Origin of the sequence: Aquimarina sp. AU474, assembly GCF_900312815.1 — a bacterium.
GTDB lineage: Bacteria > Bacteroidota > Bacteroidia > Flavobacteriales > Flavobacteriaceae > Aquimarina.
On record NZ_OMPE01000006.1, the window covers coordinates 141,719 to 154,051 of the forward strand.

10 protein-coding genes are annotated in these 12,333 nt (G+C 32.3%); all 10 read left to right on the top strand.

Annotated elements, in window-relative coordinates:
* The first annotated feature begins 171 nt into the window (after window positions 1-171).
* The 10 genes from DK508_RS05340 (at window position 172) to DK508_RS05385 (ending at window position 12,333) form a co-directional block, all read left to right on the top strand.
* Window positions 172-1,146, top strand: coding sequence for an NAD-dependent epimerase/dehydratase family protein (locus DK508_RS05340; protein ID WP_109299715.1), 975 nt, complete (start codon window positions 172-174; stop codon window positions 1,144-1,146).
* Between the two features lie 51 nt (window positions 1,147-1,197).
* Window positions 1,198-2,385 (top strand): glycine C-acetyltransferase, encoded by a 1,188-nt coding sequence (gene kbl / locus DK508_RS05345; RefSeq protein ID WP_109299716.1) that lies wholly within the window; start codon window positions 1,198-1,200, stop codon window positions 2,383-2,385.
* Between the two features lie 344 nt (window positions 2,386-2,729).
* The gene (locus DK508_RS05350; protein WP_109299717.1) at window positions 2,730-3,560 is read left to right on the top strand and encodes a prephenate dehydratase; all 831 of its coding nucleotides are present in this window, start codon (window positions 2,730-2,732) and stop codon (window positions 3,558-3,560) included.
* The gene (locus tag DK508_RS05355) at window positions 3,557-4,714 is read left to right on the top strand and encodes a pyridoxal phosphate-dependent aminotransferase (protein ID WP_109299718.1); all 1,158 of its coding nucleotides are present in this window, start codon (window positions 3,557-3,559) and stop codon (window positions 4,712-4,714) included. Before DK508_RS05350 ends, DK508_RS05355 begins: the two co-directional genes overlap by 4 nt.
* A complete protein-coding gene (locus DK508_RS05360) occupies window positions 4,711-5,559 on the top strand; it encodes a prephenate dehydrogenase (RefSeq protein ID WP_109299719.1) in 849 nt (282 codons plus the stop codon). Before DK508_RS05355 ends, DK508_RS05360 begins: the two co-directional genes overlap by 4 nt.
* 47 nt (window positions 5,560-5,606) lie before the next feature.
* Complete coding sequence (locus tag DK508_RS05365) at window positions 5,607-6,689, top strand: bifunctional 3-deoxy-7-phosphoheptulonate synthase/chorismate mutase type II (protein WP_109299720.1); 1,083 nt, start codon at window positions 5,607-5,609, stop codon at window positions 6,687-6,689.
* 144 nt (window positions 6,690-6,833) lie between these two features.
* The gene (rsgA, locus tag DK508_RS05370) at window positions 6,834-7,784 is read left to right on the top strand and encodes a ribosome small subunit-dependent GTPase A (protein WP_109299721.1); all 951 of its coding nucleotides are present in this window, start codon (window positions 6,834-6,836) and stop codon (window positions 7,782-7,784) included.
* A gap of 175 nt (window positions 7,785-7,959) precedes the next feature.
* Window positions 7,960-8,412, top strand: a complete 453-nt coding sequence (gene dtd, locus DK508_RS05375; RefSeq protein ID WP_109299722.1) for a D-aminoacyl-tRNA deacylase — start codon at window positions 7,960-7,962, stop codon at window positions 8,410-8,412.
* Window positions 8,413-8,433: 21 nt separating this feature from the next.
* Entirely contained in the window at window positions 8,434-10,347 is a 1,914-nt protein-coding gene (locus DK508_RS05380) for a transglutaminase family protein (RefSeq protein ID WP_109299723.1), read from the top strand.
* A 27-nt stretch (window positions 10,348-10,374) separates the two neighbouring features.
* Window positions 10,375-12,333: a transglutaminase domain-containing protein gene (locus DK508_RS05385; protein WP_160114569.1), complete on the top strand. Its 1,959-nt coding sequence runs from the start codon at window positions 10,375-10,377 to the stop codon at window positions 12,331-12,333.

Below are 12,333 nucleotides of genomic sequence, written 5' to 3' on the forward strand. Positions count from 1 at the left end.
GTTGAAAAAATTACTTTTGGAAAGGTATTTTCTAATCCTGAAAAGTAAATATAACTTTAAATGAGTTAAAATACAGTAAAAATAACTTAATTTTTTTTATTTTATGGCTGTAAAACCCTTATTTATTACTTTAGTTAGCGAATAACGCTTTTAAAAAATTAGAAATACAATATGAAAACTGTTGTTTTGATTATAGGTGCCAATGGTCAATTGGGTTCTGTTTTAACAGAATCTCTGCAGCATAAGCATGGAAAAGATAATGTTATAGCATCGGATTTACATCAAAGGAAAAGTTTTGATGGTATTTTTGAAGTTATTGATGCAACTGATAAAGTTAGGATTCAAAATGTGGTAACAAAATATAATGTGACACAGATATATCATCTTGCCGCTATACTTTCGGCAAAAGGAGAAGAAAATCCATTACAGACTTGGGATATTAATATGAAAACGTTGTTTAACGTTTTGGAAGTATCAAGACTAAGTAATATTGAAAGAGTATTTTTTCCAAGTTCGATTGCTGTTTTTGGAGAAGGCGCTCCTTTAAGTCAAACCCCTAATGATGCTTATTTGGACCCTGCAACGGTTTATGGAATAAGTAAGGCAGCAGGAGAGAATTGGGCGCAATATTATTTTTTAAAATATGGATTAGATATCAGATCAATTCGTTACCCTGGTGTTATAGGATATCAATCTTTGCCAGGAGGAGGAACAACAGATTATGCTGTTGATATTTATCATAAAGCAGTGCTAGAACAGCAATTTGACTGTTTTTTAAAAGAAGATGCCACCTTGCCTATGATTTTTATGGAGGACGCAATACGAGCAACTATTGAATTGATGGAAGCTCCAAAAGAGAACATAACTGTTCGAACTTCATATAATATAGCAGGAATTAGCTTTTCTCCTGCCGAAGTAGTTGAGGAAATTCGTAAATTATATCCTAATTTTGTAGTGAAGTATACTCCGGATTTTAGGCAAGATATAGCTTCTCGTTGGCCAAAATCTATTGATGATACAACTGCCAAAAAAGATTGGGGATGGAAACCTGAATTTGATTTAGAGTCCATAACAGCAACTATGATCCAAAAACTTAAACAACAATATAAAATAGATTCAAAAAGTCATAATACGTTATTGCTTTGATTTTTGGATAATTTGAAATAAAAAATAAAAAAGAATTTAAACTATATAAGTATGTTTTCAAATATTAAAGAAGATTTACAACAAGAACTTGATGGGATTAAAGAAGCTGGATTATATAAATCTGAGCGTATCATAACTACTCCTCAAGGTGCCGAAATAGATACAACTCAAACAACGCAAGTGTTGAATTTTTGTGCAAATAATTATTTAGGACTTTCATCCCACCCAGAAGTAATAAAGGCGGGAAAAGAATCAATTGATTCTCATGGATATGGTTTGTCTTCTGTGCGTTTCATTTGCGGAACTCAAGATATACATAAAGAATTAGAGAGAAAAACAGCCGAGTTTTTGGGTATGGAGGATTGTATTCTTTATGCTGCGGCTTTTGATGCTAATGGAGGTGTGTTTGAACCAATTCTTGGCCCTGAGGATGCTATAATTTCTGATGCTTTAAATCATGCTTCTATAATAGACGGAGTTCGTTTGTGTAAAGCTAAGCGTTTCAGATATGAGCATAATAATATGGTAGATCTTGAGAAACAACTTAAGGATGCCCAAGGAACAAGAAGAAAACTTATCGTTACAGATGGATCATTTTCTATGGATGGAACGATTGCTCAATTAGATAAAATTTGCGATTTGGCAGATAAATACGGAGCTATGGTAATGATTGATGAATGTCATTCTACCGGGTTTTTGGGAGCAACAGGTCGTGGTACTCATGAGTATAGAGACGTAATGGGGCGTATAGATATTATTACAGGTACATATGGTAAGGCCCTTGGTGGAGCTTCAGGAGGATTTACTGCAGCAAGAAAAGAAATTGTAGATATGCTTAGACAACGCTCAAGGCCATATTTATTTTCGAATACAGTAGCGCCGTCAATTGTAGGTGCATCTATTAGAGTATTGGATATTTTAAGTTCTTCGACTGAGTTAAGAGATAAATTAGAAGTTAATACCAAATATTTTAGGTCAGAAATGACCAAGGCAGGTTTTGATATTATTCCTGGGGATCATCCAATTGTTCCTGTTATGTTGTATGAAGCAAAATTAGCACAAGAATTTGCTGCTAGATTATTAGATGAAGGCATTTACGTTATCGGATTCTTTTATCCAGTTGTACCCAAAGAAAAAGCCAGAATAAGAGTTCAGTTATCAGCTGGGCATGAGAAATATCATCTTGAAAAAGCTGTTGCGGCATTTACTAAAGTTGGTAAGGAACTGGGAGTGATATAAATACAAACGTTTGTTAGTGGCTAAAAATGTGATGATTTAATAATAGATGTTGGTTTTTGTTTGAAAAATCACATGGATACTTTCGATTTATTTAGAATTTGATGATAATGCTGTAGAAGTAGTGAAAAAAATGAAAAATTATTTTGAATCGAAATAGTTTTACCTACTTTAGCACTGTAATACAACAAGACAATGAATAGTTTATTTACTTGGAACCGATTTTATTTTTTCTTCTTTTATTTTAAAAGTAAGATCGGGATTGCTATGTAAATAATAGTTTAACATATAGTTAGAATCCCGCTGAAAAGTCGGGATTTTTTTTTGAATAAGAAAAAATAAAACGTTTGAGTAAAAAAGTAGCTATACAGGGAGTAAAAGGGTCGTACCATCATGGAGTTGCCCAAGCCTATTTTGGTCAGGATGTACATGTGAATGAATGCATGTCGTTTCAAGAATTAGTACATAGCCTAGAGAAAAAGAAAAGTACAGATGCCGTTATGGCAATAGAGAATTCTATAGCGGGATCTATTATTCCTAATTATGCGTATATAGATGAACATGACTTAACAATTAGCGGAGAATATTTTTCGCCGATTCATCATTGTTTAATGGCACTAAAAGGACAGCAAATTTCGGACATTAGGGAGGTGTATTCGCACCCTATGGCTTTATTACAATGTAAAGATTTTTTTAGAGAACAACCACATATCAAACTGGTTGAAGATGCTGATACTGCAGATGTAGCAAGAAGAATTCAAGAAAAAAAAATAAAAGGTGTTGCTGCAGTTGCTGGCGAAACAGCTGCCAATATTTATGAACTTGATATCTTGGCCAAAGAAATTCAGACTATAAAATCCAATAGCACTCGTTTTTTTATTTTAAATACTAGAGATGAATTAGAAGTAAAAAAAGAAGAAATTAACAAAGCTTCTTTGAAATTTCTTACCGATCATAAAAGAGGGAGTTTGGCTACGGTACTAAATGTAATGAGTGATTGTAATTTGAATTTAACTAAGATTCAATCTTTACCCGTAATAGATATGCCGTGGAAATACTCATTTTTTGTAGATGTAACATTTAGCGAGTATACCGATTATGAAAAAGCAATGTCAATTTTAAAAATTATGGCTTTAGAATTGAAAGTATTAGGAGAATATAAAAATCAGAACGGATGAATGTTCAAACAGCAAAAAGGTTAGAGACTATCGAAGAGTATTATTTCTCTAAGAAATTGAGAGAAGTACGTGGTCTTGCAGCATCTGGAAAACCGATCATAAATATGGCTATCGGAAGCCCCGATATAGATCCTCCTCAAATTGTAGTCAAGACTATTCAGGAAGCAGTTATCGAAAAAGGTGCTCATAAATATCAGAGTTACCAGGGATTGCCAGAGTTACGTCAGGCAATTGCAGATTTTTATAAAGATATGTATAGGGTAGACCTTAATCCTAATAACGAAATATTACCACTAATGGGATCTAAAGAAGGCATTATGCATATTTCTTTGGCATACCTTAATGAAGGTGATGAGGTGTTGGTGCCTAATCCTGGATATCCTACATATACATCAGTTACAAAATTGGTAGGCGCAACACCAGTTTTTTATGATTTGAAAGAAGAAAATAATTGGGAACCTGATTTTCATAGCCTTTTAAAAAAGGATTTAAGTAAGGTGAAATTAATGTGGATTAACTATCCTAATATGCCAACAGGTGCTTCTGGTGGTATGGAGATGTTTATGAAGATAATTGATTTTGCTAAAAAACATAGTATTCTATTAATAAACGATAATCCATATAGTTTTATTCTTAATGATAACCCTATAAGCATATTGTCTATTGATGGCGCAAAAGAAGTAGCTTTAGAATTAAATTCTTTAAGTAAAACATTTAATATGGCTGGGTGGCGAGTAGGTATGGTTAATGGTAGTAGTGAAAAAATAGAAGCCATTTTGAAAGTAAAGAGTAATATGGATAGTGGGATGTTTCAGGGCATTCAAAAAGGAGCAATCGCTGCTTTAAAAATTTCTAATAATTGGTACGAAAAAATAAACGCTGTTTATAATGAACGAAGACAATTAATTTGGGATTTGGCTACGCAATTAGGATGTACTTATGATAAAAAAGCAAAAGGAATGTTTGTATGGGCCAAATTACCAGAAGATACAGAAGCTATTCCTTTTATTGACCGTATTTTATATCAAAATGACATATTTATCGCACCAGGAGATATTTTTGGAAGTAATGGAAAAGGATACATTCGTTTTTCGCTTTGCGTTTCTAAAGAGAATATAATTGAAGCTTCGAAAAGATTACAAATAAAAATATGAAAGTATTTATAATAGGAACAGGATTGATAGGTGGATCTTTTGCCATAGATATTAAAGCAGCTTTTAATGAAGCCGTGATTTATGGTGTGGATCAGAGTCAAGAGCATTTGGATAAGGCTTTAAAACTAGGTATTATAGATCATAAATCAGATTTTGAAAACCTAACCCATGCAGATCTTGTAATTGTAGCCATACCCGTTGATAAAACAGTTGAATTATTGCCTATTATTTTGGATCATGTAAATGATGATTCTTTGGTTTTTGATGTAGGTTCGACCAAACAAAAATTGTGTGAGACAATATCCAATCATCATAAACGCAGAAATTATTTGGCAGCTCATCCTATTGCAGGAACTGAGTTTTCTGGGCCGCAAGCGGCAATAGCGAATTTGTATCGCGGTAAGACTAATATCATTTGTGAAGTTGAAAAAACAGCTTTTAAATTGCAAGAACGAGGAATGGAAGTTTTTTCACGTTTAGGAATGCGAATACGATATATGGATCCAATATCACACGATAAACATATTGCATATGTTTCTCATCTCTCTCATATTAGTTCATTCATGTTAGGTAAAACGGTAATAGAGAAAGAAAAAAATGAGAGGGATATTTTTGATATGGCGGGTAGTGGTTTTGCTTCGACAGTAAGGTTGGCTAAGAGTTCTCCTGCAATGTGGGCTCCTATTTTTAAACATAATAAGGAGAATGTAATTGAAACATTACAAGAATATATTGCTAATCTAACTCAATTTAAAAAATTAATGGAAGAAGACGATTTTGATGAAATATATAATGAAATGGAGTGTACAAATCATATAAAATCAATTTTAAAAGGAATTTCATAGTAAGAAAATATATAAACGATAGACAATAATATAGAATAACAATTGATATGGAGAATAAGAAAGAACTCAGAAACTGGTTAGATGATTACAACTTGGATCACCCTTTAGTGATCGGAGGACCTTGTAGCGCAGAAACCGAAGATCAGGTATTAAAAATAGCGCATCAACTTAAAGATTCTGATGCTACTGTATTAAGAGCCGGGATTTGGAAACCAAGAACTAGACCTGGAAATTTTGAAGGTGTTGGTGCTTTGGGATTAAAATGGCTACAGAGAGCAAAAGAAGAAACAGGGTTGAAAATTGCTACCGAAGTAGCTAATCCCCATCATGTTGAATTGGCATTAGAACATGGGGTAGATGTATTATGGATCGGTGCAAGAAGTACTGTTTCTCCTTTTATTGTTCAGGATATTGCAGATGCATGTAAAGGGATTGATAATCCCGTATTAATTAAAAACCCTATTAATCCAGACCTTTCCCTTTGGTTGGGAGCTGTAGAACGTTTTTATACTGCCGATGTGAAGAATTTAGGGGTGATCCATAGAGGCTTTTCAACTTATGAAAAAACAAAATATCGTAACATTCCTGAATGGCAGATTCCTATTGATTTACAGAATCGTTTTCCAGATTTGCCATTAATATTGGATCCATCGCATATTGCCGGAAGAAGAGATCTTATTTTTGACCTTTCTCAAACGGCCTTAGATCTTAATTTTGACGGATTAATTGTAGAGACTCATTTTGATCCTGATAATGCATGGAGTGATGCTAAACAACAAATTACCCCAGAAACATTAATTCAGTATATGAAAGATTTAAGAATTCGTAAAGAAATTGGGGTAGATGAGGCATATCAAAAAGCCCTTAGCGAACTAAGAGCAAGGATTGATGTAGTTGATAACCAGTTGTTGGAAGTGTTATCAAGGAGAATGAAAATTTCTGATGAAATTGGTGAAGTGAAAGCAAAACAAAATGTAGCTATTTTGCAATCCAAACGATGGAATGAAATACTTGGTAAAATGATTATCGAAGGTGAAGAAAAAGGACTAAGTGAAGAGTTTATGCTTAGAATATATAAAGCAATTCACCAAGAATCTATTAATCATCAGAAAAAAGTAGCTAGAGGATGAATCTATTAATCACCTGTGATTTGTCTAAAGTCACAGGTAATTATTGAAGTGTGGAATTCGTTTTTCTTTTTAGAATAATTACATTTTCTGAATTAGAAAAAAAATAAGCCTTCAAAGAATATTAATATTCGCATCTTTGTGTTTATGACAGGTACAGTATATAAATCTACAGGAAGCTGGTATACCGTAAAAATTCCAGATGGTACGGTGTATGAATGTCGAATAAAAGGAAAATTTCGAATTCAGGGGATAAAAAGTACAAATCCTGTTGCTGTTGGCGATAAGGTAGATTTTAAGTTAGAAACCAACAATGATCAAATCACTGGTGTTATTGAGCATATCCATGAACGCCATAATTATATCATTAGAAAATCGGTTAAATTATCAAAGCAAACGCATATAATAGCTTCAAATATTGATGTTGTGTTTTTATTGGTTACACTTAACAATCCGCCAACATTTACCACTTTTATAGACCGATTTTTGGTTACAGCAGAAGCTTATGGAATTAAGGCAGTGTTACTTTTTAATAAAGTCGATACGTATAATGAAGATGAAATTTTAGAGATAAAATATCTGGCCGCTTTGTATAGAAAAATAGGATATGATTGTGTGGGTATTTCTGCAAAAGAAGGAAAAAACACGGATAAAGTAAAGGCAATAATGGAAGGGAAAGTAAGCATGTTCTCAGGTCATAGTGGGGTTGGGAAATCAACTTTGATAAACACCATAGAACCAGATCTTTCTCTGCGCACTGCAGAAATTAGTAATCAACATCAACAAGGGCAACATACTACTACTTTTGCCGAGATGTTTGATCTTGGTTTTGATGCAAAAATTATCGATACTCCAGGAATAAAAGGTTTTGGTGTGGTGGATATGGATAAAGAAGAACTAGGGGATTATTTTCCTGAATTTTTTGCCATAAAGCACGAATGTAAATTCAATAATTGTATGCATATTAATGAACCTAAATGTGCAGTAAAGGAAGCTTTGGATAATGAAGAAATTGCTTGGTCCCGCTACAAAAGTTATTTACAGATTCTGGAAGGGGAAGAAGAGCATTATAGAAAAAACAACTACGACGAGGATTAATTTTTTTAGACCAGAGAAAACTAGTAACGCTTCCTGCGGATTATCAAATATTTTACAAAAACAAAAAAATCTGTCAGTTTCATTTTTTGAAACTCGCAGGATGTAGTATTGCAAAATAAAATTGATTTTTTTTTAAAAATCAAGGTAACAAATTAGAAATTAGTGAAACTTATATATGAAAGCAGTTGTACAAAGAGTCTCTGAGGCATCGGTAACGGTTAATAGGGAAATAGTTTCGAAAATACAGAACGGGTTGCTGGTTTTATTGGGTATTGAAGATGCAGATAGTGAAGAAGATATTACTTGGTTATCTGCCAAAATCTCTAAATTAAGAATTTTTGGAGATGAAAATGGTGTTATGAATAAGAGTCTTTTGGACATTGATGGTGATGTAATTGTAGTAAGTCAATTTACATTACATGCAAGTACCAAAAAAGGAAATAGACCTAGTTATATTAAGGCTGCAAAATCAGATATAGCAATACCTTTGTATGAGAATTTTGTCACACAATTAGAAAAGGATATTGGGAAAAAAGTTGGAACAGGTATATTTGGAGCGGATATGAAAGTATCTCTTCTTAATGATGGTCCTGTTACTATAATTATTGATACAAAAAATAAAGAATAACTACTCCGAAATAGATTTGATATGCAAAAAATAATACTACCAATTCTGGTGGTGATCACCATGTTTAATTTTGTGAAAGTTTCGGCGCAAGAAGAAATTGATCTTAATAGCGCTGTGATTGATTCTGTATTAGTTAAGAATGCTAATGCAGTAGTGAGGTCTGAAGAGGTAACCATAGAAATAAATTCGGTTAATTCGATTACTACAAAAGTTAAGAAGGTAATTACCGTACTTAATAAATATGGTGATAGACACGCCGATTCTTTTGAAGTTTTTGACAAATCAAGAAGAGTTAAAAAAATAAGCGCGATTTTTTATGACCATACGGGTAAAGAAATTAAGAAATACAAAAAAGGTGATTTTGTAGATCGTAGTATGATAAACTCAGGTGAATTGTTTGATGACACTCGAATTTTGTACATTAACTATACCGCCGTGGGATATCCATATACGATGGTTTTCGAAAGCGAAATAGAAAATTCGACTACAGCATTTATTAGACCTTGGCGACCTGTTTCATCAAATTATTTGAGCACCCAAAGGTCAGTTTATGCAATCTCAAACCCTAAAAAACTTCCTCTTAAAATTAAAGAATCCAATTTTGATAATTATTTGATAAACAATCAAAAGGAAGAAGGAATAATAACATATTCTATTGTTAATATTTCTGCTAAAGAGTCAGAGGTTTTGAGTCCTTTAGGAGATGATGTTTTTCCGTTGGTAAATGTAGCGTTAACTAATTTTGTTTTAGAAGGTGTACATGGATCTGCATTGGATTGGAAGTCGTTGGGCAAATGGATGTATGAGGAACTTTTAAAAGATCGAGATCAATTACCTCAAGAAACAATAGATGAGGTCAATAAATTGGTTAAAGGGGCGAAATCAAAAAGGGAAAAAGCCAAATTGATATATGAGTATGTACAAGAAAAAACAAGGTATATAAGTGTGCAATTGGGTATAGGAGGATGGATGCCATTTTTGGCTAGCGATGTGGATCGATTGGGGTATGGAGATTGTAAAGCATTAACCAATTATACAAAAGCCTTATTAGAAAGTCAAGAAATCCCTTCATATTATACAGTAGTATTTGCAAAAAAAAGAAAAGACATTGATCCTGATTTTACATCTATACAAGGAAATCATGTAATTCTTAATATTCCTGAAGAAGGAGAGGATATATGGTTAGAGTGTACTAATCAAACAGTGCCTTTTGATTTTATAGGTGACTTTACCGATGATAGAAATGTGCTCATCGTTAAGCCAGAAGGGGGAGAAATCAAAAGAACAAAAAGATACGAACCAGAAGAAAATATATTACGCACCAAAGCTACTGTAGAATTAAATGACAATGCATCAATGACTGCTACTGTAGAGAGGATATCAGAAGGATTAGAATATGATTGGAGATATAGAAATCAATTTGAAACGCCGAAAGATCAAAAAGCACATTATAAAGAGAATTGGGGGTATATTAATAATATAGAAATTAATTCGATTAAATTTAATGATAACAAGGATGTTGTTAAGTTTACAGAACAGATAGTTGTTTCTTGTGCTAACTATACAAAGAAGGTAGGAAATCGCTTATTAGTAACTCCAAATGTGTTTAGTTGTGATCAAATTAATTTACCTCAATATACCAATAGAAATACACCTCTTCTAATATCTAGTGGTTATGTGAATACAGATGAATACGATATCAATCTTCCTGAGGGGTATGTTGTGAATAATTTACCGAAAAAAAAGGTGCTAGAAACCGAATTTGGAAAGTATACCCACGAGTTAGAAAAAATAGATGATTCAAAAATTAAATTTAGAAGGTATCTTAAGATTATAGACGGAATGTATCCAAAAGAGAAATATGAAGAATATCGAAAATTTAGATCCGAAATCAAAAAAATAGATAAATCCAGAATTGTGCTAAAAAAACTTTAAATACGTATTGATTAGATTATGAGTTATATGGATAAGTTATTATTAGGATTAGTTTTGATCTGTTCACTACATTCTTTTGGTCAAGAGTATGAATTTGGGAAGATTTCTAAAGAAGAACTTTTAGAGCAATCATATCCGCTCGATAGTGCTGCAAACGCAGCAGTATTATATAAAAGTAAAAAAATTAGGTACAAATATGACAAGGAGCAAGGGTTCGTATTAATCACTGAAGTTCATAAAAGAATTAAATTATATAATAAAAATGGGTTTGACTATGCTACTGAAGAGATGTTTTTATTTGATAGTAATGGAGTTAAAGAAAAAATGTTGGGTCTTACGGGCAAGACGTATTCAATTTCTGGAGATGATATTGTTGAAACTAAACTAAAAAAAGAAGGAGTGTTCAAGGTAGCAGATTCTGATTACATTAATAAGGTTTCATTTACAATGCCCGCTATCAAAGAAGGATCGATTATAGAATTTAAATATAAAATATTATCTCCTTTTTCTAGAAGTATCGATAGACTTTTGTTGCAGTATGATATACCGATAAAAAAAATAAAAATCTCTTTAGCTATTCCAGAATATTACAATTTTAGAAAGAGAACTTCAGGCTTTTTACCTATTAATATCAAAGAATCATCAGATAGGCAAAGTGATCTTTTTTTAGGAAATAGTATTGATTATAATGTAACTAAATATCAAATAGATTCGGAAAATGTCCCAGCATTTAAAAAAGAACCTTATTCTGGAAATTACAAAAATTATATTTCAACATTAAGTTTTGAGTTACAATCTACTCAATTCCCTTATAGCTCCATAACTAACTATGGAACTACTTGGGGAGCTATTGCTAGAGGAGCATTTAAAGACTCACGATTTGGTGGAGCAATGAAAAACAATAAGTATTTTAAAGATGATATTGATCAATTAGTTTCTGAAATATCTAATCCATTAGAAAAAACGAAATTGATATATGAATATGTGAAAGATAAAATTACCTGGAATAACAGAAATGCTTTGATTCCTAGAAAAAGCATGAAAAAAGTATATCAAGAAGGAATAGGAAATGCGGCCGAAATTAATTTGATGTTGATTGCAATGTTAAAGTATGCTAAGATTAATGTGAAACCAATATTAGTTACTACTAACGACAAACCTTTGTCGATGTTCCCCACAATTCAAGGGCTAGACTATGTCCTTGCAAGAGTTAGAATAAATGATGATATATTATTTCTTGATGCTACAGATAAATATGGAGAACCTAATGTTTTACCAAATAGAGTAGTCCATGGATTAGGAAGGTTGATTGCAGAAAGTGGAAATTCTGAAATGATCTTTTTTAGACCATCAAAAATTTCTAAAAAACAAAATATATTGATGTGCGAAATGGGAAGTGATGGTAATGTAAGAGGAAGGCAAAGGATAAAACATACTTTTTATGAAGCACATGATTTTAGAATAAAAAATACCTTAAAGAAAGAAGAGGAACAGAGGAAAAGAATAGGTGATCTGTATAGCCTTCAAAACATTTCTGAATATAAAATCAGTAATTTAAAAGACATAGGTAAGCCAGTTGTAGAGAGTTTTGCGTTTGAAACATCTGATGAGGTGGAAGTTATAGATGATGAGTTGTTTTTTTCACCACTTTTGTTCTTGAGAAATAGAGAAAATATATTCAAATCTAATGAACGGTTATATCCAGTGGATTTGGGTTATGGAGTATCTAAAAGTTATTCAGTGAATATTAAAATACCTGAGGGTTATGAAATCATTGAAAAACCAGATGATATGGGGCTTAAATTATCTGATGATATTGGAAGTTTTATGTTTCGAATGAAAGTTGTAGGAAATACGATCCAAATCTCTGTTAAGGAAACTTTAAACGTCCCATTAGTTATGGAACAATATTATACTGAGTTAAAAACATTTTATGATTTGTTAATTCAAAAAGAAAGCGATCAAATAGTGCTTAAAAAAATATAA

Coding starts and splice junctions, on each gene's coding strand:
- DK508_RS05340 (WP_109299715.1), top strand. CDS start 172: ATGAAAACTGTTGTTTTGATTATAGGTGCCAATGGTCAATTGGGTTCT.
- kbl (WP_109299716.1), top strand. CDS start 1,198: ATGTTTTCAAATATTAAAGAAGATTTACAACAAGAACTTGATGGGATT.
- DK508_RS05355 (WP_109299718.1), top strand. CDS start 3,557: ATGAATGTTCAAACAGCAAAAAGGTTAGAGACTATCGAAGAGTATTAT.
- DK508_RS05360 (WP_109299719.1), top strand. CDS start 4,711: ATGAAAGTATTTATAATAGGAACAGGATTGATAGGTGGATCTTTTGCC.
- DK508_RS05365 (WP_109299720.1), top strand. CDS start 5,607: ATGGAGAATAAGAAAGAACTCAGAAACTGGTTAGATGATTACAACTTG.
- rsgA (WP_109299721.1), top strand. CDS start 6,834: ATGACAGGTACAGTATATAAATCTACAGGAAGCTGGTATACCGTAAAA.
- dtd (WP_109299722.1), top strand. CDS start 7,960: ATGAAAGCAGTTGTACAAAGAGTCTCTGAGGCATCGGTAACGGTTAAT.
- DK508_RS05380 (WP_109299723.1), top strand. CDS start 8,434: ATGCAAAAAATAATACTACCAATTCTGGTGGTGATCACCATGTTTAAT.
- DK508_RS05385 (WP_160114569.1), top strand. CDS start 10,375: ATGGATAAGTTATTATTAGGATTAGTTTTGATCTGTTCACTACATTCT.